This window comes from Rhodococcus sp. MurmanLake-1 (genome assembly GCF_056945715.1).
Genome location: NZ_JBWZNF010000015.1, coordinates 56,986 through 81,611, shown reverse-complemented (window position 1 = coordinate 81,611; position 24,626 = coordinate 56,986). Strand labels below are relative to the sequence as shown.

The 24,626-nt window shown below is 59.6% G+C and carries 18 protein-coding genes and 1 pseudogene; 14 read left to right on the top strand and 5 right to left on the bottom strand.

The window, feature by feature from the left end; genetic code table 11:
* Positions 1 to 519 precede the first annotated feature (519 nt).
* Positions 520 to 1,356 carry an SDR family NAD(P)-dependent oxidoreductase gene (locus AC2ETI_RS28335; protein ID WP_030003125.1) on the top strand — a complete coding sequence of 279 codons (837 nt, stop codon included), beginning with the start codon at positions 520 to 522 and terminating at the stop codon, positions 1,354 to 1,356.
* Positions 1,357 to 1,880: 524 nt separating this feature from the next.
* Here the strand turns inward: AC2ETI_RS28335 and AC2ETI_RS28330 are convergent.
* Positions 1,881 to 2,516 carry a TetR/AcrR family transcriptional regulator gene (locus AC2ETI_RS28330; RefSeq protein WP_051636674.1) on the bottom strand — a complete coding sequence of 212 codons (636 nt, stop codon included), beginning with the start codon at positions 2,514 to 2,516 and terminating at the stop codon, positions 1,881 to 1,883.
* Positions 2,517 to 2,631: 115 nt separating this feature from the next.
* Positions 2,632 to 3,468, bottom strand: coding sequence for an IclR family transcriptional regulator (locus AC2ETI_RS28325; RefSeq protein WP_037121678.1), 837 nt, complete (start codon positions 3,466 to 3,468; stop codon positions 2,632 to 2,634).
* Positions 3,469 to 4,054: 586 nt separating this feature from the next.
* Between AC2ETI_RS28325 and AC2ETI_RS28320 the strand changes: the two genes are divergently transcribed.
* Positions 4,055 to 5,503, top strand: coding sequence for a DHA2 family efflux MFS transporter permease subunit (locus AC2ETI_RS28320; protein ID WP_030003122.1), 1,449 nt, complete (start codon positions 4,055 to 4,057; stop codon positions 5,501 to 5,503).
* Positions 5,504 to 5,580: 77 nt separating this feature from the next.
* Here AC2ETI_RS28320 and AC2ETI_RS28315 read toward each other — a convergent pair whose 3' ends face one another.
* Positions 5,581 to 6,204: a TetR/AcrR family transcriptional regulator gene (locus tag AC2ETI_RS28315; protein WP_030003121.1), complete on the bottom strand. Its 624-nt coding sequence runs from the start codon at positions 6,202 to 6,204 to the stop codon at positions 5,581 to 5,583.
* Between the two features lie 117 nt (positions 6,205 to 6,321).
* On the opposite strand from AC2ETI_RS28315, the gene AC2ETI_RS28310 reads away from it, so the two are divergent.
* The gene (locus AC2ETI_RS28310) at positions 6,322 to 7,107 is read left to right on the top strand and encodes an SDR family NAD(P)-dependent oxidoreductase (protein WP_030003120.1); all 786 of its coding nucleotides are present in this window, start codon (positions 6,322 to 6,324) and stop codon (positions 7,105 to 7,107) included.
* A 184-nt stretch (positions 7,108 to 7,291) separates the two neighbouring features.
* Entirely contained in the window at positions 7,292 to 8,173 is an 882-nt protein-coding gene (locus tag AC2ETI_RS28305; protein ID WP_030003119.1) for an LLM class flavin-dependent oxidoreductase, read from the top strand.
* Between the two features lie 770 nt (positions 8,174 to 8,943).
* Here AC2ETI_RS28305 and AC2ETI_RS28300 read toward each other — a convergent pair.
* Positions 8,944 to 9,552, bottom strand: coding sequence for a TetR/AcrR family transcriptional regulator (locus AC2ETI_RS28300; RefSeq protein ID WP_276328054.1), 609 nt, complete (start codon positions 9,550 to 9,552; stop codon positions 8,944 to 8,946).
* A gap of 254 nt (positions 9,553 to 9,806) precedes the next feature.
* On the opposite strand from AC2ETI_RS28300, the gene AC2ETI_RS28295 reads away from it, so the two are divergent.
* Positions 9,807 to 9,992, top strand: coding sequence for a hypothetical protein (locus AC2ETI_RS28295; RefSeq protein WP_144440164.1), 186 nt, complete (start codon positions 9,807 to 9,809; stop codon positions 9,990 to 9,992).
* Positions 9,993 to 10,341: 349 nt separating this feature from the next.
* Entirely contained in the window at positions 10,342 to 11,022 is a 681-nt protein-coding gene (locus tag AC2ETI_RS28290) for a GntR family transcriptional regulator (RefSeq protein WP_030003116.1), read from the top strand.
* Positions 11,023 to 11,132: 110 nt separating this feature from the next.
* On the opposite strand, the pseudogene AC2ETI_RS28285 reads toward AC2ETI_RS28290, so the two are convergent.
* Positions 11,133 to 11,495 (bottom strand): annotated as a pseudogene (locus AC2ETI_RS28285) (transposase); the annotation flags it as partial.
* A 1,180-nt stretch (positions 11,496 to 12,675) separates the two neighbouring features.
* Between AC2ETI_RS28285 and AC2ETI_RS28280 the strand changes: the two are divergent.
* The 8 genes from AC2ETI_RS28280 (at position 12,676) to AC2ETI_RS28245 (ending at position 22,765) form a co-directional block, all read left to right on the top strand.
* Positions 12,676 to 14,100, top strand: coding sequence for an ABC transporter substrate-binding protein (locus AC2ETI_RS28280; protein WP_030003115.1), 1,425 nt, complete (start codon positions 12,676 to 12,678; stop codon positions 14,098 to 14,100).
* Between the two features lie 60 nt (positions 14,101 to 14,160).
* Positions 14,161 to 16,419, top strand: a complete 2,259-nt coding sequence (locus tag AC2ETI_RS28275; RefSeq protein WP_030003114.1) for an ABC transporter permease — start codon at positions 14,161 to 14,163, stop codon at positions 16,417 to 16,419.
* Positions 16,412 to 17,155 carry an ABC transporter ATP-binding protein gene (locus tag AC2ETI_RS28270; RefSeq protein ID WP_030003113.1) on the top strand — a complete coding sequence of 248 codons (744 nt, stop codon included), beginning with the start codon at positions 16,412 to 16,414 and terminating at the stop codon, positions 17,153 to 17,155. Before AC2ETI_RS28275 ends, AC2ETI_RS28270 begins: the two co-directional genes overlap by 8 nt.
* Positions 17,152 to 17,925 carry an ABC transporter ATP-binding protein gene (locus AC2ETI_RS28265; protein WP_483634703.1) on the top strand — a complete coding sequence of 258 codons (774 nt, stop codon included), beginning with the start codon at positions 17,152 to 17,154 and terminating at the stop codon, positions 17,923 to 17,925. Before AC2ETI_RS28270 ends, AC2ETI_RS28265 begins: the two co-directional genes overlap by 4 nt.
* 2 nt (positions 17,926 to 17,927) lie before the next feature.
* Positions 17,928 to 18,296 (top strand): hypothetical protein, encoded by a 369-nt coding sequence (locus AC2ETI_RS28260; RefSeq protein WP_037121664.1) that lies wholly within the window; start codon positions 17,928 to 17,930, stop codon positions 18,294 to 18,296.
* Positions 18,297 to 19,563: 1,267 nt separating this feature from the next.
* On the top strand, positions 19,564 to 20,427 hold the full coding sequence (locus AC2ETI_RS28255; protein ID WP_051636671.1) for a phytanoyl-CoA dioxygenase family protein: 864 nt from the start codon (positions 19,564 to 19,566) through the stop codon (positions 20,425 to 20,427).
* A 66-nt stretch (positions 20,428 to 20,493) separates the two neighbouring features.
* Complete coding sequence (locus tag AC2ETI_RS28250; protein WP_030003109.1) at positions 20,494 to 21,792, top strand: NtaA/DmoA family FMN-dependent monooxygenase; 1,299 nt, start codon at positions 20,494 to 20,496, stop codon at positions 21,790 to 21,792.
* A 55-nt stretch (positions 21,793 to 21,847) separates the two neighbouring features.
* The gene (locus AC2ETI_RS28245) at positions 21,848 to 22,765 is read left to right on the top strand and encodes a phytanoyl-CoA dioxygenase family protein (RefSeq protein ID WP_030003108.1); all 918 of its coding nucleotides are present in this window, start codon (positions 21,848 to 21,850) and stop codon (positions 22,763 to 22,765) included.
* Positions 22,766 to 24,626: the final 1,861 nt, after the last annotated feature.

Below are 24,626 nucleotides of genomic sequence, written 5' to 3'. Positions count from 1 at the left end.
CCTGTGAGAGTTTGCAGACTTCCACTGGAGTTCGGTTGTCTAGGGGCACGGAAGCTGCTGAGTGCACTTCAGGGACGAGACCTGGCCGCGCTCGGCGTCTCGCCTAGGCGCGTGCACTTTCGGAGGTTTCTGCACCAACTCGGCTGAAGTCGCACGTCGATCCGCCGGTGTACGGCCACGACGATGCTCGTCTCGGACTTGTCGGTTACGGACAGATATCCCGGTTGGTGGGAAGGGTAGAGGACTCATTGAAAATGTCGGCAGACAATAACGAAAATTCTGAAAGCACTGCTTGAAGGAAGGACAAGCTACCAAAATAGGTCCGTTACCCGGCGGCCACATGGACGTGATCACCGATCGCTGGATTCTGGACGGCCTGCGCCGCGTTGATCGCGCCGGCCGCGGACATTGCCGAGACCAAACGGATACAAACTCGGTTCCCGATGGCTCAATTCTTCGAAAGGTATTGGCGCGCAACGGGTACCGGTATTGAACCGAAGCCTCAACAGGAGCTATCTTATGAGAGAATTGCGTGATCGAATCGCCGTTGTGACAGGGGCGGCCCAGGGCATCGGATACGGCTTGTCGGTTCGGTTTCTCCAGGAAGGTATGAAGGTTGTCCTTGCCGACAAGGACGCCCAACGACTGGAGTTGGCGGCACAAGAACTGTCGGCGCTGGGCGAGATTCTGGCAGTCGAAACCGACGTCGCAGACGCTCGATCGGTCGAAGGGCTGCGCGATGCGGCCGTTGACCGGTTCGGAGCCGTCCACGTGCTGTGTAACAACGCGGGCGTCGGCGGAATACAGCGCTTCAGCACCATCAGTGAGATGACGTGGGAATGGACTGTCGGTGTAAACCTGTGGGGTGTCATTCACGGCTGCAGGATTTTTCTGCCGGTGCTTGCGGAACAAGATGAAGCCTACATCGTCAACACTGCCTCGATGGCGGGCTTTACAACTGGCCCTTACCAGGCCGACTACAAGGTTACCAAGGCAGGCGTCGTGGCGTTGTCAGAGGCGCTCTCCAATGAATTCGCCGTGGAGCACCCCAACGTAAGTGTCGCGGTACTGTGCCCGGCCTATACCGCCACGGCAATCCGGCACGAAGAGCGCAACGCCCCAGAGGGGCATGTACCGCGCGCACAGGCCGATCCCAAGATCGCGGAGCTGCGTGAGAAGGTGTACCGGGCAATTGAGCAAGAGGGCATCTCGCCCGAAGTAGTTGCGGAGATGGTGGTCAAGGCGATGGCGGCGCGGCGAACTCATGTCTTCCCTCATCCGGAATGGCTCGACACGTGGCAGCAGCGCGTCGACCTGGTCAAGATGCAAGCCGCGCCCTTCACCATGACGGGCTGACCCGACATTCGAACGCGCTGTACGAAAGCACTTCGCAATGGCGAGTCGACGCTGGGGCTCTTGTAAGCGCGTGAGGAAGTTCCCGCACTACGCCGGATCGGAGTAACTGCTGTCCGGGCCCACGCGTTACCTTGGCACGCCGCTGGTCGGCGTGAAGCTACATCCCACAATGGCGGAATCGGCCCACGTGACTGGGGGAGCGGAAACAGCAGCATCCCGTGAAGCGGCTCGCGTGATCCTGATTCATGAGGCGGCGCGATCACACGCGAGGGGGTGAGGTGTTGCGCGAACTGCTGATCTCCGTCGATTGGCGTTCGCCTCTGGCCCGGACCTTCGTGCCAGGCACACTCCGCGTTCGCCGTCAGTGACGTTGAGCCGCCCGTGGCTCCCGACGCGTCACGTAGTCACGATAATCTCCGAAGGGCTTCATTGGGGTTGAAGTGGCCGATCGCTCGTAGGTCCAGGGAGCCAGTCCCCGGTGCACGCCAGCGTTGTAAGTCTGACTTCTTGGGTGCTCTTCGCAATCATGATCGTTTGCTCTCTGTAGTTGGATCAGTCTCCGGCAACCACGGTCGCGCGAGCGCCGTGAACGACTTGGTGTGCAGGGCTCGCAGACCGTTGATCCCGCCGGAGCGGCCGTTGTCCGTCCATTCCATGTAGGAGGCGCGAGAGGCAGTCATGATGGTCAGAGCCGTGACACGGCGGGTGAAGTGCTCTTGAGGATGCACGGACCACCTTACTAGCCATTCACTTATTGCATCGATGAGATTTCGATCAGTGCTTTCCCATCGCAATCGATATTCGGGCGTGGCCATGAGCAACTCGAGCAACTCGGCGTGCTGAGCGGGACCTGCAGCGACTTCTCTTGTGAAGAGCTCGACCAACGTGTCGACGATGTCGCACATGCCAGGATCGGACTCACTGAGGGAGCAGATCAACGAACGGTTGGAGCGTTCGAACAGCGGTGAGATCAGATCGGCCTTCGACGGGAAATGCCGGTAGAAAGTCCGTTCAGAAACTTCGGCCCGTTGCGCTATGGATTCGACTGTGACGGCGGTGGAACGGCACTCAAGGAACAGGTCCCGCGCAGCGAGCGCAACCGTGAGCCGAACGTCCTCAAAGCGGCGTTCGAGGAGCCTGCTGCTGCGAGCACTGCTCATGTCTCCTCCTGGTTCGAATGGGGCGATGGTACCGGTTGCAGATGCGGCGGCCGACCTCTCGGTTGCCCGCGCCGGATGAAGATTTCAGTAGGGGTTCTGGGACCGTGTCCGTTGCTCACCCCACCCGTGGCTCATCCTCGAACATGGAGGCGGAATATCGGGTTCGTTCGGACCGCTGGGCCCCTGAAGGCGGCGATGCCGGCCGCCGGGTGGGACCACGTTGTGCAGCCCTCCAGATCGCGCGCCCGGTCTGCCGCAGATGCATTTCGATGCCGGGCTTCTGCACGAATTCGGATGGACCCCAAACTGACAACGCGGTCGACGCGTCTTCCGGCGGGCCGATCTGTACCGCCAAGGAAGTCGAACCGAGCAGGAATTCCTCTCGGTTCAGCGCCACACCCGAATCTCGAATCGCAGCCAATGCCCGATCCAGCTCGATCTGCGACCTGATGCTGTGGCGCGTCTTAGCGTGGATGCCGCTGAAGTCGATCCCGGGTCTGCGCTCGGGTAGCAGGCATGCGAGGAGCATCTTGCCACTCGCGGTCATATGCGCAGGATGAACGATGCCACGGCGCAGCGGTGCCGCCCAGTCGGTCCACACATTGTCGATGTACACGACATCGGAACCCGAGAGCGCGGCGAGGTAGACACTCATACCAGTGGTTCGGCTAAGTCTGGCCATGTGAGGCATCGCCACACGGTGAACGCTGTGCTGCGTGACCGCAGCGCTGCCCAACTCGTAGAGCTTGACACCTACTTGGTAGTCGAAGCCGTCGCGAGTCACGACGCCGAGGTCGACCAACTGCTGGAGCAGGCGATGCACAGAGGAGCGGGGGAGGCCGGTCTGCCGCGCGATTCGGGACGACGTGAGGGTGGTTGCGCCAGAGAAAGCGCTCAAGACCGCGATCACCCGGTCAACGACGGCATTCGGGGTCTCGTCGCGGAACGTCATGGTGAACATCCTTCACTGAGCTGGTATCTGTCTACATGGCAGATGCTGTCACACGGTGACGGCAATCACAACTGCCCCGGTGTGATCTCTCCTCCACAGCTGAAGGCCTGGACGCATCAGGTTGGGACAAACTGCGCTGAATCCGTCAACGTGGTGCTGTCGCTCGGGTAACGGGAGGGCGTCATCGCGCAATCGCGTAGGTTCGATTGGCACCATCGGTCAACGAGCTAATATGAAGCGGAGCAGAGGGCGAATCAAGCGATTTGCCTGCACGCATGTCATCAATGAGCGCGCTCAGCGCGATGTCGACCACGAAATCGTTGGTGTGGTTTAGATTTGGCCTCAGATCCGCTCGATCTTCGCGAATTCGGTTGGATTTCCAATAGCTTGTGTCGATCGCAAGGATCGTTGGCCACGCCGCGACGAAACATCTTCTCGTTGTCCGTGAGGAGTCCGCTGCTGGCGTCGGAGTATCGAGGAAAGTCGACGCCAACCTCGTCATGTGTTGCTCACCCTTGCAACACGTCTCATACCTTCAATTATTTAGAGCAATTTTCCTTCGAAACAGAGAGTCCGTGATCGCGGTATGCACATTCAAGAAACACAGGCTCCCACAGGCACCGCGCAACCGGAAGCCCTGGACAAGGGCAGCAAATTATTGATCGGCGTGCTGGTTGTTTCCGCGTTCGTGATGATCCTCAACGAGACGATCATGGGCGTGGCATTGCCGCGGCTGATGGTGGACCTCGACATCACTGCCAGCACAGCGCAGTGGCTGACCACCGGCTTCCTACTCACCATGGCCGTGATCATCCCGACTACGGGCTATCTGTTCCAACGCTTCACCCTCCGGCAAGTCTTCGCAGCAGCGATGACGCTCTTCAGCATCGGCACGCTCCTCGCGGCATCTGCACCCGGATTCGAACTTCTGCTGGCTGGACGAGTGATCCAAGCCGGTGGCACCGCGATCATGCTCCCACTGTTGATGACCACAGTCTTGCGTGTGGTTCCCGTGGACAAGCGTGGATCGATGATGGGGGTGATCTCCATCGTGATCGCCGTCGCCCCGGCGATCGGCCCTACCCTCTCGGGTGTGATCCTGCGCTCGCTGGACTGGCGGTGGATGTTCTGGATCGTGTTGCCGATCGCCCTGGTCGCGTTTGCCGTCGGTTCGGCGTTGGTCAGGAACCTCACCACGATCGGCGCGGCTCCGTTCGACGGGTTGTCGGTCCTATTGTCCGCGTTCGCATTCGGGGGAATCGTGTACGGGCTCGGCAGCCTCGGGCACTCGGCCGAGGGATCCGGGGTGCCGGTGTGGGTATCGCTCGGCGTCGGCGTCGCCGCGCTGGCGGTGTTCGTGCTGCGTCAGTTGTCGCGACAAGAGGACGGACGTGCGCTGCTGGATCTGCGGCCGTTCCTGACTCCGACGTTCAGCATCGGGCTGGTGATGTTGGCGATCAGCATGATGGCGTTGTTCGGTGCGCTGATTCTGCTTCCGCTGTACTTGCAGAATGTGCTCGGCTTGGACACGTTGAAGACAGGTCTGGTGCTTTTGCCCGGCGGTCTGCTCATGGGAGTTCTGGCGCCGTTCGTCGGGCGGGTGTTCGACCGTGTCGGTCCCCGCCCTCTGGTTATCCCGGGTGCTGTGGTGGTCAGTGGCGCGTTGTGGCTGATGACATTCCTGGACACGGAAACCGGGTTGCCTGTGGTGGTCGGGATACATTCGCTGCTGATGGCGGGTTTGGCGTTGGTGATGACACCGCTGATGACGTCCTCGCTCGGATCGGTTCCGGCGGAGTTGTATTCGCATGGCAGCGCCATTTTCAATACTGGTCAGCAGTTGGCTGGTGCGGCGGGTACAGCGCTGTTCGTGACGATCATGTCGAACACTGCTGCCTCCCGCCTCTCCGAGGGCGCGGCTGACGTCGCTGCTCAGCAGTCAGGTATTCACACGGCATTCGTGTGGGGTGGCGTTATATCTTTGATGGCGGTGGCGGGATCGTTCTTCATCAAGAAACAGGGCGTCCGACGATAATGCCCACTTTCCGCAGCGTGCAATTTACGCTGGCGCATCAGGCAAGAAAAGGCAGAACGTAGTTGTGCGTTATGATTTCAGCCGGGTAGTACGCCACCGCTCAATTTGTGAAAACAGCGCACCGCCACTGCGGCCGGTCCGTGCGGACCCTTAGCAGTCGCGTCGGTTTCGGCCCAACTCTCGAATGCGATGCGTATCGCAGCGGTCGCCGCAGCCGCGACAATGCGTATCGTCAGGGCGTTTTCTCTTGGAATGACCACTTGTGCCAGAACTTTTCGAAGTTGAGCTTCGGAGTCACCGTTGACGCGATTCCACACTGCCGCGAGGGAGGGGTTTCGCGCAACCACTCGGAGTAACTGTCTCATCTGTTCCGAGTCTGACTCGACGGACGTTTCTGGATCGAGTGCAGCTTTGATTGCATCTTCTATTGCTCTCAGCGGTCCGTTCTCTGCGGCAGCGGAACTCGCCACCAGCCATTGCCACTGGTCGGCACCAGCGGAAAGAAGTGGACCAATTGCGTCTTCCTTCGTCGAAAAATAGCGATAGAACGTCCGAGGCGAGACACCTGCCCGTCTTGAGATGTCCGCCGCGGTAACTCGCGAGAAGTCCTGCTCAAAGCACAGTTCGGTGGCGGCGTGGGCGATCGCCAGCTCCGTCTCGGCCTTGCGCTTGTCCATCAAAGAGACGGTTATGTCCGACATCGACCCATGGTATCTGTCGGTCCCTGTCAGTCCGCATCCGGATTGATGGCAATTTGTGCCAGAATGTCATAGAATGCCACGTATTCAGAATTTTCTCATCGACGACAGGATGTCAAAATGGATCGTTTCGAAGGACGCAGAGTTCTCGTCACCGGTGGCGGGTCAGGAATCGGACAGGCAACCGTGCTGAGGATCCTCGCCGAGGGCGGTTCGGTCGTGGCGGCCGATATCAGTGAGGCTGGATTGGCAGACACCGTGGAGAAGCACGCTCACGGCTCCGATTGCCTGAAAACTCAGGTTCTCGACGTCTCGGACGAGCAATCGGTGATCGCCGGCGTCCGCAGCGCGGTCCAGGTTCTCGGGGGCCTTGACGTGCTGGTGAATGCCGCTGGGATTCTTCGCTCATCGCATACTGCTGCGACATCCTTGTCGGCTTTCGAGCAAGTGATCCGCATCAATCTCACGGGCACGTTTTTGGTCATCCGGGAAGCGCTCCCTGCATTGCTGGAGGGCACCAAGTCGGCCGTCGTGAATTTCAGTTCGACGTCCGCCAATTTTGCGCATCCCTACATGTCTGCTTATGCCGCCAGTAAAGGTGGGATTCAGTCGATGACACACGCACTTGCTGCTGAGTATTCGCAGGAGGGTATTCGATTCAACTCGGTTCAGCCGGGGTCGATTTCCTCTGGAATGACCGACGCGAGCGGTAAGAGTCGCCAGAGCGTAGGGCCAGGCATACCGGAGGACGCCGATTACCGGGTGTTCTCCAAGTTGGTGCCCGCCTTGGGGGAGGGATTCGCCGAGCCGTCCGCGGTTGCAGGCGTCGTGGCGATGCTCGCCAGTGACGATGCCGCATTCATTACCGGTACCGAGGTACGTATCGATGGTGGTACACATTTCTGAACTCGATCCGCGCTGAGGATGCGTCGGCGGAATCGGCACCGGAGTGCCCGCTGACGCTCACTCGCTGGCAGCGGGGGCCGCAGGGTGTTGTGAATGTGGCGGATCCCAGTTCTCGACATCGAGCACGATAGTGCCTCGGTGGCACAGCGCTCGAAACGGGGCATAAACGAAGGGAGCAATCGGAATGGATCTATCAATGGGGCTTCCGTCTTTCATTCCTCACGGACGCAATGAAGAACTCACATGGTGCCGGAAGATCGACGAGGGACCGTGGGACGGCCTGGCGATCTGCGATCGATTGGTCTACGACAGTTGGGCATTGACTGTTCAGCTCGCCGCTGCCGCGGCTGTGACCGAGCGCGTGAAACTGTGGACTGCAATCGCAACACTTCCGACGCGGAATGCCGTCCATTTTGCCAAGGAGATGGCAACGATAGACCAGCTTTCAGCGGGTCGCCTGACACTAGGTGTTGGGATAGGGGGCCAAGGTGAGGATTACGCCGCGACTGGAACCGAAACTTCTTTTCGCCGAAGGCAAATGGATGAACATGTAGCTGCGATGAAGGATGTCTGGTCTCAGAAGCCACCGGTGGAAGGTTACGGTCCGGTCGGCCCCCGTCCGTATAGGGGCAGCACAGTGCCCCTCGTCGCAGGCGTGTCCGGCCCGAAAGCGCTTGCGCGCGCTGCGCAGTGGGCTGATGGTGTCAATGATCCCAACCAGACTATCCAGCTCGACGGACAGAACCTGTCCGACCAAAGGAAACTGGTCGTCAAAGCATGGGCCGATGCCGGGCGCGACGAAGTCCCGCATTTCTCGGCGTGTATGTGGTTCGCCCTCGGACCCGACCCTGAGGAGCAGTTCACTCGACACTTGGGCGAGTTCTTCCAGTCCTACGGGGCAGATGTATCAGCGAAATACTCGCGGGCTTCTCCCAACTTCGGCGCCACGGGTCTGTTGAACGCTGTAAGTGGTGCGCGGGAAGCGGGGGTCGACGACTTGATTCTCATTCCCACCACCTCGGACCCTTCGGAGATCGACCGGGCTCGGGAAGTACTGGGGATCTAGTGCCGTTCGTTCACGCCCACGAGCGACCGTTTCATTGTTATCGGTTAGTAAACCATTCTTTCTTCCATTGACGACTCTCCGAGGCGAACGTATTCTCGAACGAGAGTCGGACATACGTCCCACTCTGGCGGTTGTCGTAACGTCGCTCATCGATGCCTGTGATACCGAGGATTCCAGGCAGACGACCGACGCGTGTTGGCGCGTAGACATATCAGGCATGAGCTAATGGCAATTCCGTCCTGTTCTCGACGCGTCGAGGGTTCCGCAACCGCCACCGCCTCAACCATCAAAAGGGCTGGTGCATTGTGAATACTGCTCTTCGCATCGCTACATGTATCGGAGACACATGGATCGAGGCGGGCGCGCCCGATGACGAAGCCTCGCCAGGCGAAATCGTTCGTATCCAGGCGGAAGACCTTCGCGAAGCGCAGCGCCGCACGTCGGGAATACGGGCAGATGCACGTGCGGGAAACCGCGATGTTGCAGTGTTCTTGGACATCGAGTCGTATACAGCGGTCGATGCACGCACAGCCAGGTCTGAACTTGCCTCGATCTGTTCGGACGAACCAACGTCGGTTCGATACGTCGGAACTGAAGCGGGACTTCTTAGTCTCATCTCCGACATCACGGCTGCCGGCGTGGCTGACGGTGTCACTATCCTTCGATTAGGTCCGTCCAAGGACGCGATGATGGGCAGGGGATAGTGCAGCCCAGCGCTTGTCGGTACCGTTCCAGCAGTAATGGGAATTACCACCTCGTCATTGTGGCCGTCAGTCTGTACAGGATGAAATGAGGCCAGCTGAAATTCGGTCCACTCGATCCCGATTGCTCCCGACGGAATTGCCTGACATAGTTTGCAGGAACAGGCCGTCGATCATTGCAGCGACTACTTGAGACAGGGCCTCCGCATTGACGCCAGGGTATTCATACGATTTCAAAAATGTTTCAATGCTAAAGATCGCAGGTGAGTAATCGGTTACGTCGTTGTCGCCGCCATCTGGAATTCGAGACGCCCACAGGTAAAGCTCGTATTGCGCGCGCTGGGCATTCTCGATATGTGCCCGTGATTCCGATGATGACTGTGGAGTGATCGGCTGTTCACCTCCGACGAATGCAAGGATCAGCGTCGATACCGCACCGTGTAGGGTCTTTGGCCGAGAATCGATGACCTCTTCGACGATCTGGAACACGAGTTGATGGGAACGGTCCCAGGCGTCTCTGAGAAGATCCTGCTTGCTTGGGTAAACATGGTTGAGGCTCGACAGCGGTACGTCTGCTTCTTGCGCGATTCTTCGCAACGAGGCTGCAGCTATGCCGTCACGGCTGATCACTCGTATTGCTGCGTCAGAGGTAAGCGTTCGCCGTACTGGCTCCCGCATGTAATGCGAGTGTTTCAACTTCAGGACTTCCTTCCTCACTCCCCGTACCCTCTGCCGCATCGCCTGGGTGTGCTCAGCGTAGCGCGGTCACGGAGTGCATGGGGTTCGTGACCCGTCGGTGGAGCAAGGATGTTCGCGCTGCCCGGTCCGGAACCGTACGGCCCGGAACGAGGGCGCAGACGAACTGCCACTTCGACGCCAACTAATTGATTAATTCACTTCTGGCCTGCAGTGGATGTGACCATAATCTGGGAGTGATTCAGAATCAGCATTCGAGGAAGGATTTGGGGTGGGTGGTGCCGGATCACATGCACACCGAACTGGTCCTCGAAGTGCTGGAATTGGCGGTCGACGCAGGCGACGTCGCAGGCTCGATCACGTACTCGGGCAGGATGGAGATCACGAAGCAGACGTGCGCACGGTACGGGTGTGGCGCCTGATGCCGTAGTAACGGCACGTGGTGGCGACCTGCCACTGACCTTATCGGCATGTGTAGCACTGCGAGTTTAAGTTTTGCTCAGCGTTTGAGTGCTCGTGGTGAATGGAATCTCCCGCTCGTCGGAACTCCAACGGTCAACAACCTCTACGAGTTTTAGACCTGGCGGCGACGAGATGTAGCTGAGAGGCAAGGCAGCAGACGCGGGTGATGCAACAATGGTGTATCCGAGATTGACGCCGATTGCCACGTGGAGTTTCGGAACTGCCAAGAAGACTTTGCTAGAGGAGAAATTCGTGTCCCGCAGATCGAAAGCGCGCCAGCCCGAGACAGTGTCAACTTTGACCGGACGAGTGGAAGTTCAGGGGCGATCGGTCTCGGAGCAGGCAGCGTCTCGAGTCGTTGCGGAGATCGAGCGAATGATCATCAGCGGGGAATTGCTCCCAGGACAGCAGATTCGGCAGGAAACCATGGCGGAGCGCCTGGGTGTCAGCCGACTGCCCATTCGGGAGGGACTGCGGCAACTTACGTCGGAGGGCCTTGTTCGGCACGTACACAATGTCGGGTACGCAGTAGCCCGGTTGGAAAAGTCGGAGTTCGACCAGATCTACCTCATGCGAGCTGCGCTCGAGAAGGAAGTGCTGCTGTCGTTACCGGTTTTTGACGACGCGGCTCTGGCGGAAGTCAAAGATCTGGCCGTCGAGATTGCTGCAGCCGCCGATTCGGAGGATTACCTGATGATGCGGATGCGAAATCGGGAGTTTCATTTCTCGATGTTCGACCGGTCGTCGCTGCAGTTGATCGTTTCGGAGCTACGTCGATTGTGGACGCTTGCCATGCCTTACCATGCCGTATATCTGTACGATCCCGAAGGGCGTGCGCGAGTGGTGCGCGAGCACGACGAAATGATCGCAGCATTGTCAGTGGGCGACAACGAGCAGCTCGTGAATTTGATGAATGCGCACCGCACCGGGGGTGAAGCCAGTACCAGTCTGATGCTTCGAGCCGGGGGAGTGACACCGCTGGCGCACTAACACACTGCCTTGCCGCATTCGGTGAATGGAGAGAACGCCTTTCATCACCTTCTCGGATTCCACTTTCTGGATTCATATTCTTTCCGCTCGTGCCAACGGAATTCGCTGGGTCAGGTGGGTGCCGGCATTGCCTCCGGCCTGGAGGATGCCGGGGTGATAAAACCGGACCTGTGCCCGCACCGATAGCCGCAGGTGCGTCTTCCGGGCATGACGGGGTACGACCGGCGATCGAAAACGACCTTCGGCCAGGTCGTTTCGGCTCTTTCTGGATGCAACGCTGCTGTTCAGGGTTAGCATTTGCATGAAGGCTGTCAGTTCAGAGGCGAGCGTAACGATCCCCAGCCAGATTTGATTCTGCGCCAAACCATGTGAAGTTGGGTTCTTCAGACCGCATCCTTGGATGTGCGAATTCGGTCCTCGCAACGGGCCCGACGACGGTGTCGTAGCTCCCAGGTTTGTAGGGTCCCGACGAGTTTGGTCAGGCCGGATTTTCGGCGGTGCGGATCAAGATGATCGCGCCAGATTGCGACACGAGTGCGCTCGCAGTGGCGTCGACAGAGAGTTTCGGGTAGCAGGACGTATGGTTACCCACCAATCTCTGTTGGTGACACGAGTCTACCGCGAATTCCTTTGAAGGCCTGAGGATAACCTTCAGGCAGCGGATCCGAATCCTGTTGTTGCGCGCCAGTACGTGATAGGCGAATGACGCTTCACCACCGGTAATCTCCGTCGATTACTGTAGGCAGCGAGGGGTGCAACGCGTCGCCTGTGGGCGCGATGGAGTCGATACCCGCGCGTCGGTGCCAGATGTTCCTCCGGTGCGCCAGGGCGATGCGCAGGTCACTCGGGAACTGCTTGTCGACGATTTCGACGTGTTCGCACGCTTAGCAGATCGAAGTAAGCGGAGGTTACTCCAAATTACTGCCACTGTGGGAACAAAATCGTTTGTATCGTCGAAGTCAGTTTTACTCGCCTCAAGTCTCACCTGCCAGGTATCCTAATCGCTGTCCGCGGCGCCGAAACGGCCTGAATCAGTGCTGAAATCATGGCGGAGCGTTTCGGATACGAGAACGAGATTCCCGAACCGTGAATTGCACGTCAGTGTTTGTAGCAACTGGCCCGGGGTGGCCACTACAAACGCTCACAAGCGATTCAGAGTGACTATTATTTGGCGCTCGGATTGTTAGTAAAAGTGACCGAATCCAGCAAATTGACCTCTCGGATAGACGCTCGGCTGCATACCACCGAAGAGTGTGGGGGCACTCCGGGTGGGAGAGACTCACGCGCTTCGCCGCAAGGTAAGGCTGTTTTGCTATCGGTAGTCCGAGGACTGCTTGCGCTAGGCGGTCGACAGGCGGTCGACACAGAACGTGAGCCAGCGGTATGCGGAAACGCGAGAGCGGTGAGTGTAGAAGGTGAGGATTTCCGGGCGCCGTTGCAAGTCATCGCCTCGGTGCACAGGGTATGAGCGACGACGCGATTGGACAACACTCTGCCGAGCATGTGATGCCACTCACTTTTCTTCCCGATGGGCGGGAGGATCGCAAATTCGGACGCGCGCACTTGAATACGCTCGCCGGACTGCAGACCCAAGCTGACTTGGCGCCCCGGTAAAACTGGATCCGAGTCGGACAACGAGGAGAGCGACCAACTGTGAAGCCCAACAAGTCCACGAAGCTGATCGTGGCACTCGCCGCGACCGCCGTTCTGGCGTCAGCCTGCGCATCGAATCGTGGTGACGATCCCTACGCCGTCGCTGTCGGCGGATCCGGCGTCGGCGCCGACCTTGCGTCGAGCACCTCCGATGCGAAGTTCGGCACCCTCGATTCGCCGTGTGGCGAAGGCGACGCCACCGGCGCAACCGATCAAGGCGTCAGCGACACCGAGATCAAGATCGGGTTCGGTGACGACCGCGGGTACGTGAAGTCACCGGGGCTGAACAAGGAAATGAGCGATGCCGTCAACGCGCTCATCTCTTGGTGCAACGATCAGGGCGGCATCAACGGCCGCAAGGTCGTCGGTACCGACTACGACGCCGCTTTAATGCAGGCCAACTCGGTCATGCAGGAAGCGTGCGGGAGTCAGTTCATGATGGTCGGGTACGGCTTCGCGATGGATCAGACCGCCGAGCAGACGCGTGTCGCCTGCAACCTGGTGTCAGTGCCAGGCTTCACCGTCTCGCCGGACGCCGCGAACGGACCCATGACGTTCCAGGGAGTTCCGTTCCCGGCTGATTACGCCAATGCCGCGGCTTGGTTCCAATTGGCGGAGCTACATCCGGACGCAGTTAGTGACTTCGATATCCTTAACAGCACCATTCCAGCCACCATTACCGCGTCTGCGAAGTCGCGGGAGATGGCCGAGGCGGCCGGTTTCAGTCTGAAGGATTGCGGCGTCACGCTGAACTACGAGGGCGAGGCGAGTTATCTCCCGTTTGCCGAGAAGTTCAAGGAGTGCGGGGCGAAGGGTATCTGGACGTCGCGTTCGCCGGTGCCCGCCGAACTGAATTTCATCAAATCGCTGGGTCAGGTCGGCATTGATCCCGTCTTCGCCGGTGAAGCCACGTGGTACGACTCCGGAGTCGCGACCTGGAACAAGGACACCGGACTGCTCGACAACCTCAACGCGGGCTCGATCTTCCAGATGCTCGAGAACGCGGACAAGGTGCCCGCAGTGAAGAAGTACGTGGATCTGGTCTCCGAGCAGGGTGGCAAGACGGCGCTCCTCGGGATGCAGGCGGCGTCGTCGTTCCTGCTGTGGGCGGCCGCCGCGGACGAGTGCGGCAGCGATCTGACGCGTCAGTGCATGGTGAACGAACTCTCGAACATTCACGAGTGGGACGGCGGCGGATTGCATGCCGTCACCGATCCCGGCAAGAACATGCCGGCCTCGTGCGGGCTGATTGTCGGTCTGACCGGAGGGACCTACTCGCAGGCGTTCCCGTCCACCGCGGGCGAATTCAAGTGCGACCCCAAGTACCTCGTCGCGACCGACAAGAGCACCTGGGGAACCGAACTCGGCGCTGACCGCGTGTCGACGAAGTACCAGAACGCCAACGTCATCAAGCCGCAGTCCTGATTCTTCCGACTCGGGCGGCGCGCGCCAACCGCCGCCCGAGTCCCTAACGAGGGTTCAGCCATGAACACTTTTGTCACTTTCACGATCCTGGGCCTGGTCCTGGGGTCGGTGTACGCGATCGCCGCCTCCGGGTTGGTGCTCACGTACAACACGTCAGGCATCTTCAACTTCGCACACGGTGCACAGGCAATGCTCGGTGCGTTCATCTACTGGCAGTTGCGCTACGGCTGGGAACTTCCCACCGTCGTCGCCTTGCTGATTTCACTGGTCCTCGTCGGTCCATTGATGGGTCTCGGGCTCTACGTCCTGATCATGAAGGGCCTGCGCGATACTGCCGAGGTCACCAAAATCGTTGTGACGGTCTCGATCCTGCTCGGGATGCTCTCGATTTCGCACTGGTTCTGGCATCCCGAGACCGCCCGAACGATGCAGATGTTCTTCGGCGACCAGTCCAAGATCACGGTGTTCGGAGCGAGCATCCGCTACCACGAGTTGATCTGCATCCTCGTTGCGATCGCAATCGCAGTCGGCCTGCGGGTTCTTTTCACACGCACCCGCGCCGGTGTTGCGATGCGCGGCGTCGTCGACGATCCGGAACTACTGCGCCTCAACGGCCACAACCCGGAGCGTCTCGCGGCACTGTCCTGGGCGATGGGTTCGACGCTCGCAGTGCTCGCCGGCATCCTGATCACCCCGATCAGCGGCGGCACACTCGAGGCGAACATGTTGACGCTCTTGGTGATCGACGCGTTTGCCGCGGCCATGTTCGGCCGGTTGCGCAGCATTCCGCGCACGTTTGTCGGCGCCGTGGTTCTCGGCCTTGCCGGTACGTACGTGTTGGCGTACTTCCCGACCAGTTGGAGTTGGACGTCGAACTTCCGTGTCTCCCTGCCGATGATCGCGCTGTTCGTCGTACTCATCGTCCTACCTCAGGACCGGCTTCGCGGTGCGGTCACTCGTACCCGTGAGCGCTACCACGTGCCGAGCGTGCGCAAGGCCGTCGTCTGGGGCGTGGCGCTGATCGTCATCGTGTACCTGATCCGTCTGCTGATGGTGACGTCCGCCGTCACGACACTGACCATCGGAATGACGTTCGCGATAATCGCGCTCTCGCTCACACTCCTCACCGGCTACGCGGGTGAATTGAACTTGGCGCCGGTGTCTTTCGGTGCTATCGCCACCATCGTGGCCTTTCACTTCGGGATCTCCGGTTCCGGGTTGGCTGCGCACCTCAACCTGTGGGGCATCGTCGTCGGAGTCCTGGTCACCGCAGTCATCGGCGGCCTCGTCGCCCTGCCGGCGCTGCGGCTCAGAGGGCTGTATCTTGCGCTTGCAACCATGGCCTTCGGAGTGTTCCTCTCCAACATGGTCCTTCGTGACACCACCGAACACGAGATGTTCGGCATGAAGTATTCGCTGTTCAAAGACGGCAACATCGCTCTCCCGCCGCTGAAGATCGGCCCGCTCGATCTGAGCAACGAGACGGTGTTCCTGATGACCGTGACCGCGCTGTTCTCGGTACTCGGCGTCGGCGTCATCGCGTTGCGTAACAGCGGCTACGGGCGCCGACTCGCTGCGATGAAGGACAGCCCGGCCGGTTCGGCCATGCTCGGCCAGAGCCTGGTTCGGCTCAAGCTGAGCGTCTTCATGATCTCTTCGGGGATCGCCGGTCTCGGCGGCATTCTGATGTCGAGCGCGATGGGTTCGGTCTCGGGTGAGAGCTTTGCCATCATGGTCAGCCTCTCGCTGCTCATGCTGACCGTCGTCGCGGGCATCGGATACGTCACCGGCGCACTGTTCGGTGGGCTCATGGCCGGAATCGGTTTTGCCGTCATCATGGTCTCGTTCACCAATCTGGCTTCGGCGCAACCGGAGTTGGAGGGAATGTGGCTGCTGCTGGGCAACATCGCCGCGGTGAGCCCGGCGCTGATCGGTATCGGTGTCGGCGCGAACCCCAGTGGCACCGTGCACAGCGTGATCGAGGGCTACCGACGGCTCGCCGATGCCAAGCCGGTTCTGATCGGCGGCGCCGCGGTCGTTCTGCTGACCTACGTCCTTGCTCTGACCGGCGTTTTGGGCAACTGGTGGTTCGCGTCCATCACGATCGCGGTGGTGTTCATGCTGCCGGTGATCGGTGAGATGGTGATGCCCCGTGCGGTTCTCACTCCGGAAGAATTGGCTGCCAAGGCGACAGTCGTTCCCGAAGACGTCGGGATCGACGTCCCGTACAGCCCCGAGATCCGTGACGAGATCGACCGCGAACTGGGGATTCCTCAGTACCAGGGCGGCTCGCCGAAGGAGTTGACCGCCCATGTCTGACACACCTCTTCTCGAAACACGCGGTGTGAGCGTTCGTTTCGGTGGGCACGTCGCGGTCAAGGACGTTTCGCTCACCGTGCAACCCGGAACCGTGACGGGACTGATCGGACCGAATGGTGCGGGCAAGACGACGCTCTTCAACACCATCACCGGGCTGCAGAAACCCACGTCAGGTCAGGTGTTTCTCGGCGGCGTCGACGTGACGAAGCTACCGCCGCACAAGCGGGCAGGTCGCGGGCTTGCACGTACCTTCCAGCGGCTCGAACTGTTCGTCTCGCTGTCGGTACGTGACAACCTGCGTGTCGCCGGAGACATCCACAAGGCGAACGGCCGCAACAAGATCGACGTGGACAGCGAGACGGATCGTCTGCTGGAGCTGACCGGGCTGACGGATGTCGCGGACAAGGACGTCGCGGACATCCCCACCGGACGCGCCCGCGTTGTCGAAGTTGCACGGGCGCTCATGACCGACCCGCGAGTGCTGCTGCTCGACGAACCGGCCTCGGGCCAGACTGAGCAGGAAACCGAGGTCTTTGCCGAGATGCTCACCGAGCTAGCGACGGGTGGACTTGGAATCTGTCTGGTGGAGCACGACATTCCGCTGGTGATGAAGGTGTGCTCGACCATTCACGTGCTCGACTACGGCGCAGTCCTCGCCTCGGGTGATCCGGAGAAGATCCGGACGGATCCGGAAGTGATCGCGGCCTACATCGGGACCGAGGAGGAGGCGGTATGACTTCAGCGAAAATTGGCGAGGCGAAAATTGGCGCGGTGAAAATCGACGAGGGATTACGCGGCGCCGACCGCCCCGAACCGCTGCTCGAACTCTCCGGTGTCCGTGCCGGTTACGGATCCATCGAGGTTCTGCACGGGGTCGATCTGGTTCTCGAACCCGGCGCCGTGGTGGCGCTACTCGGACCCAACGGTGGTGGCAAGACGTCGACGCTCAAGATCTGCTCGGGGGTCCTTCCGGTCACCCGCGGCGAGTTCCGGCTCGCGGGCCAGGTCGTGAACGGCGTCGAGCCTTCGGAGTTGGCTCGGCTGGGGGTCTGCTCCATCCCCGAGGGACGCGGGATCTTCGCCAACCTCACTGTGCGGGAAAATCTGTGGATCGCGACCGGAACGGGCGTCGGCTTGGCCGAACTCGAAGAGGTTGCGTACGGCAGGTTCCCGATCCTGGGGGAGCGGCGTGGTCAGTTGGCGGGATCGATGTCCGGTGGCGAGCAGCAGATGCTGGCGCTGTCTCGGGCACTCGGCACTCACCCGACGGTGCTCCTGCTCGACGAGCTGTCGATGGGTCTCGCACCTCGAATCGTCTCGCAGATGTACGACGTCGTCGGCTCGCTTGCAGCCGAAGGCATTTCCATTCTGGTTGCCGAGCAGTTCGCACGAGCGGTGCTGCCCATCGCGACCTCGGCCGCACTGATGTTGCAGGGACGCGTCGTGAAGACCGGCGATCCCCTCGACATCGAAAACGAACTTTCTACCAGTTATCTAGGAGGATGACGATGACTACTCTCGCCGAAGATCGCCGTGAGGAATTCAAGAAGAACATCGCAGAGTTGAAGCTGGACAAGAAGCAGGCAGGCGGCGACGCGGCGACGCGCATCGCAGGCCTGGTGCTCATGGTCGTCGGTGTGGTCGGCGCCTTCGTCGTCTACATCTCTTCGCTGACGCTCTCGGACCTACGGGATCTGGTGTCGTACCAGATTCTCACCGTGGTTTTCCTCGCCCTGACAGTGGTCGGTGCTGCGCTCTTCCTGGCCGCATCGGTGGCAAAGGTGCTGCGGCTGTGGTTGGTTCGCCAACTGCTCGAGGGCCAAGCCCAGACAGATCAGATCTCGCAGGCGCTTGACACGGGTGCTCGAAAACTTTGAAATCGACGCTGTAAACAATCAGGAAACGCCCCCTGATGGTCTCCGGCCAGTGGGATGCACGAACGCATCCCACTGGAATCCGATAAATCTTCAAGGTGTTTGCCTTGAGCGAGCGCTACATGGGGAACCGATCCGTGTCAGGTCCTGCCTCGCGTCGAAACGGCAACGGGCGCGCTGGTCCGAGCGTCGGCGGATAGATCGAGGGTATCTTGATCAGGTACTAAAGGCTTCGATGCGTAGATACGCTGCCGCCAAGTTCGGGGACGCGTACAGGCCAGGTGGATGAGGTTTACTGCCGAGGGCGCGTCGTGGGGACACATGGATGCACCTGAAATCGCACTCACGTCGGGTACTGCCCCAAGGATTTGGCCTGCCGGTTTCTTGAATCGTATGAATTAGCATTGGCGTGCCTGCCGTACGACACAAAGGGGCTGGCAGGATGTCCTGCGTAATGAACGCCGCCTCCGGCATCCGCGCCGACGGTCTGACTTTAGACCTTGTTTCATGGTCGACCCTTACCTGACCGAATCAGGAGTGCGGCGTCGCCCGGAGCATTCGCGGGACCAACTGCACGGTGCTTGTTTCGAAGAAGCACGAAGAGAAGGTTGAGCAGAAATGCGGTCTCACCGGATTCCGGCGATCGTGTTTGCCGTGGGTACACGGGACCAAACGAACTAGGTGAGGTATTCCGCGACCACGGCGGGCAAGCAAGCGTCTTCCGATTAATTGGATGTCTTCGACGCCGTGCTCCAACGTCTTGGAAACAGAAAGCTGCTGTGGCGCAACATGTGTGACGGTTTCGCCCGTCGAAGACGCGAACATCCACCCGGCTTCCGAATGCAACGATACGACGGGGTCGTAGGGACGTCAACGATCGGCGAACGGTCGTCTTCTAACTGGCGCTTCGGCGAGGAGCGCCGCGACCGGCCAATCGCGAACATTCTGCAAGGCAGTGCCTTACGTCGGCAGGGCAGGCGCGTGATTTGGCCGCCGAGGGTGCACGCGCGTCGCCGGTTCAGCCAAATTTCACCGGTTGTTTCGTTTTTGTAACATCGGTTCGTTTGTCTTGCTGGGTGCGAGGTTGGGGCATAGGCTCCAAAGCAGAGACTCGGACGATCGTCCGTCTCTGGATGAACAACATTTCGGCGCAGAATATGGCCCTGACGCCATTGGGCAGTGTTGGTCAGTATTTTCGGAACACCAACTGCATCAGACTGTTTGGCGCCCACTTATGTCACATGCTCGACTACAGGAGGCTCAACTCGTCATGTCTGCAACCCTTCACGAAGACCATGAACTGCCCCAATCGGGTCACCTGACTACATCCGCTTCGTTGCAGAGGCTCCCAAATACTGCAACGGTCGAGGAAGTCGTTGCAGTCTTGGACGAACACGGATACGTCATCATCGACGAGCTGGTCTCCGGCGACACAATGGATCGAATCGTGCAGGAGATGCAGCCGCACATCGATTCGTCAGTGCACGGCGATGAGTACTTCAGTGGAACCAAGACCAGGCGTACGGGTCGATTGATGGCGCATTCGCCTACAGCCCGTGAGCTCGTCATGAATCCGCTGGTTCTGGGTGTGGGTCGGAGTTTTCTGTCGGCGTCCCACGGAATTCAACTGGGATCGACCGAAATGATCTCGATCGAACCAGGCCAGACCGCGCAGATGCTGCACATCGACGATATGGTTGCCGGCGAATATCCGTATACGCCCGACTTCAAGATCTACTGCAACAATATCTGGGCTGTCACCGACATCACCGAGGCAAACGGTGGGACGCGCATCGTGCCCGGCAGTCACAAGAAGCAGTTCGAAGAGCAGAGTTACACCCAGGCCGACACGGTGCCCGTCGAGATGAGCAAGGGTTCTCTTTTGATTTTCTCGGGCAAGCTCGTTCACGGTGGCGGTGCCAACACCACAACCGATGAGATCCGCCGGGCGCTCTCGCTGCCGTACATCGTGTCTTGGATGCGGCAGGAAGAAAATCAATACCTGGCTTGTCCGCAAAAGATCGCCCGCACTCTGCCCACCGACTTGTTGAGGGTCATGGGATACGACGCGTTATACGGCATGGGCCACGCGGGCGCATTGTCGGATCCGTTGCCGGCGCTCTTCGAAGAATGAGCTCGACCGCCACATTGGCTTCGCATTCCACAGTATAGAACCAGCCACTATCTGAAAGTTGTACCCATGTCCAACAGTAAGTTTCACCTCGGCTACTTCACCAAGTTCGGAGCACCCGCGTGGGGGTTGGATTCCGAAGAGAACAAGACAATCGGCGCAGACTGGTCCGATGGCTCGTACCATATTGAACTTGCTCGTCGGCTCGAAGCGGCCAAGTTCGACTTTATTCTCTTCGAGGACACCCTGACTATCGCTGAAACGTACGGCAGTTCGATGGAAATGGACTTGAAGCACGCGGTGTATTCGCCGAAGCATGACCCGATGCCGTTGATGGCGTTGATGGCCCAAGCTACCGAGCATATCGGTGTGATCGGTACTGCATCGACAACGGCTTATCCGCCGTTCCTCCTGGCGCGGCTGTTCTCCACGCTGGACTCGCTGAGTCGCGGGCGTGTGGGCTGGAATGTTGTCACGTCGAGTGAGAAGAATATGGCTCTCAACTTCGGATTGGATGCATTGCCGCCACACGCAACTCGATACGAGGCCGCTGACGAATATCTGGAGTTGGCAAACAAGCTCTGGGAGTCATGGGAGGAGGGGGCGTTGGTTGCTGACCCGGAAACGGGCGTGTACGTCGACCACAACAAGGTCCACACAGTCGATTTCGAGGGCAAGTTCCACAAATCTCGGGGACCTTTGAATACTGTGCGTTCACCGCAGGTCAAGCCTGTTATTTGCCAGGCCGGTGCGTCTTCTCGTGGTCGTGCCTTTGCAGCCAAGTATGCGGAAGTAATCGTGGGGCTGGCTGCTGACGGTGTCGAAGAAATGAAGGCGTTCCGGGATGATGTGCGGGCACGAATGGTGGGTTATGGCCGCAACCCCGACGATTGCAAGATCGTTTACCTGACACCTGTTCACTTCACCGGTCCAGCAGTGAAGCCCAGGGCTCACAGCGACGCTGCATTCGAGTACTCGATCGTCATGGCGGCTACCGCGATGGACGTCGATTTCTCGAAGTACGATCTCGACGGCCCAGTCGACCAGAGCATGGAAGCCGGCGGCCACACGAGCGCGATGGATTACATCAAGGGCCAGGGACTCGAGGGTAAGACCCTTCGCCAAGCCCTCGACTTCGGGAACAACACGAGCGGACTCGATCTCTCCGGCGCCCCGGAGGTAATCGCCGAGCAGATGGTCGACGCGATGAACGAGGTCGGCGGCGACGGATTCCTCATCGAAGGGGCTGGCCTAGCCTCGCATCTGGGAACACTGACTGACGAGCTGATCCCGGCTTTGCAAAGGGCTGGCGCGGTGCGCGATCAGTACAAGGGTGACACCCTCCGCAACGTACTTCACGAGTTCTAATCCATCCGCGACTTACCCTCGACGAGCCCCACACCACCGACCAAGGACGGAAACAATGGCCACAGACACCACAATTCACACAAATACGGACAGCAGCAGTTCGAAGCCGACCTTCGTCCCCCTCGACTTTGCCGGACCATTGCCCACGCCGACGGACAGCGTCGATCAGGCGAAAGCGGACCTCGATCGTGCCGGATACGCCATTCTCACCGGTGCAATCCCACTCGATCAGATTCGTCAGATGCGGCAGATCCTGGCTGACGAAATTGTCCGCGAAACCGCAATAGACGAAGCAGCGATCAGCGGCGGAGCGTTCGACCCGGACAAGAAGAACCGTCGCCTCAATCGTCTCCCGAACAGGCACCCGTTGTTCCGCGATATTTTGGAGCATCCAGTCGTGCTGGAACTGACTAAGTACATTCTTGGCCCCACGGTGGGCAATGAGAGCTATCTGGTGCACAGTTACGATGCAAATGTCACCCGCCCCGGTAGCGGTCAGCAAGCCATTCACACCGATGCCAGCACCGGAATCCGCCACCAGCCGGCCCCATTCCAGGCTCGGTTCATCTGGACATTGGACGAGTTCGAGGAAGAGAACGGGGCGACCAGAATTGTGCCTGGTAGCCATCTCGCAGACGTCGACATCACGGGCGCTACGCACTACGAATCCATTCCTGCCATTGCGCCGCTCGGGTCACTGATCATCTACACGGACAAGCTTTTACATGGTGCAGGGGCGAACATTTCGACCGACCGTGAACGAGCTTCCCTCAACCTCGGCTACTGCATGCCATGGCACCGGCCGATGATCAATTTTCCAGTTATCGTTGAGCCTAAGGTCATGCAGGGAGCGTCGGTCGCGCTCCGCCAACTGCTCGGTTACAGCGAAACAACCATCGGCTATTACGAACGATGGGACGGCGCTGGCAGCGAGCTTCGTGAACTCTGCGTCTCACCCACGATGGCCTACTAGTTCCACCGCATCTGCCTGCCGAGGGAGCGATGGATTCATGTCGTGGCGCCACCTGGTGCAGTTCTCGGCCAACCAATGGTTTGCTGTGAAGTCTGCCTGTGCAGGTGTGCACTCGAACATGCATACCAGCACAGGTGGAGGTAAATGATGTGGGATTCAACGTGTTCCAAATTTCGGGATGCCGTCGAAGCAGACCTTTGGACCTTTCTCCATCATAAATATTCGAGGGGCATTTCAGGACGCGCTCACGGACGCTGAACATTGCGGGGGATGTCGTCTCGTGACGGGTTGTGGAGGCGCTTCCGTCCCTGGGGAGCTCGGATGTCGACTCGGAACGGCGACGCCGAGCACCAGATGGATGCCGAGGCAAACCTTCGCTCCAGTCAACGGCCGTGTATGGGCCAGGCCCAACCAGTGGACACAACACCATGGCGGAGGTGTCGTGTGAGACGACAAGCTGGGCTGGATGAGGTGGCAGCCTCGACGGGGTAAGCGAGATGAGGTCTCAGACGAACCTCGGTAGATTCATCCCCGGCATGGCGGGAGGGCTCACAATGTGATTCCGGACGGCTCACATTGTGAGTGCCTCTGCCGGATTGAGGGTGCGCAGCTGACCTGGTGGGTTGCTCAGCGCGGTCGGGTGAGATCGTCCTAGTGGCCGTTCGGGGTCCTCGGTTGCGTGCAACCATTGCGCGGTGGCCAACGACACCTCGGTACCTGGGGCTGGGCCATTGTCGATGAGTTCGTTCTAGTAGTCGGCGTTCAGTCCTTTCGGCGAGGGTTTGATGCTCCACGGGTTCGCAACTCGTATCAGCACTGGTTACGGAGTAGTTGACGAGATGGTCGACCTTGCGGATTCCATTCGACTGCCTCGAGATCAAGGGTGAGCCGGCGACGAGCAGATGTTGCCAGCAGAATTCGTATTGAGTCGACGGAATTGCCCACGTGGGTTTCGGTGGTCGGGGCCGCTCAGCCGCAGGACAGCATGGTCTGAGTCCGCGTGCGTAGTACTTCTGGTGCACACGCCAGCACTGCTTCGAGCGTCACTATTATCGTGACGCCGAGCCTTGACGTCGGTATCGTGCGGAACCTTATGTTGGCGAATCATTTCCACAGTGCTATCAACAGTTAACGGTTCGGGTGGTGAACCCTGCGATCACTGCTTTCGCTGCATTCTGGGCGTCGATTGTGTCAAATTTCACGGCGAGTCGGCGTATCTGTCGATCCAGGTGGGGAAACTTCGACGGCCAGATCGGCCAAGAAGCCGCAGGCGAGTGAAAGAGCGCAGCACCAACGGATCCCGTGCTCTCGAGACCGAATGATGCGGGTTGCCCGGATGACTCAGCCCACGAGAGCAACTGAGAAATCCAATTTAGTCGGTTGGGACGCTGATTGGGTAGACGACAAACTGGCGATGGTGTCGAATACTGCACTGGGAATGCACGTATCGGTGTGGTGTCGCCTTCTCCAAGGCTGCGACGAGATCCCCGGCCGTGACGGACCGTTCGACCATGTTGAGTACGGACTGCCGTGTGTGTTCGTCGACCATTGACGCGACCAAAGAACCTCCGGCAGTCGGTGGTGGTCGAACTGGAAGTCGATCGCCCACACAATCTTCGGTGCATGTGCATCGATAAATCGGGGTGGTTGAAGCGCCGGCTCGTTTGCGGATTTTGCGGACCTTCACCCGCAATCCTTCCTCGCGCCAGAGTCGTTGCACCTTGTTTCTTGTTAATCATTCAGCCCATGGCACTCAAGTCCGCCCACGCCCGACGAAACCCCTTGCGGGCATTCGCTTTGGCCCAGTCTCGCAACCACTCCCGCAGATCGGCGTGCGGATCGGCCGGTGTGTTCCTCGCTG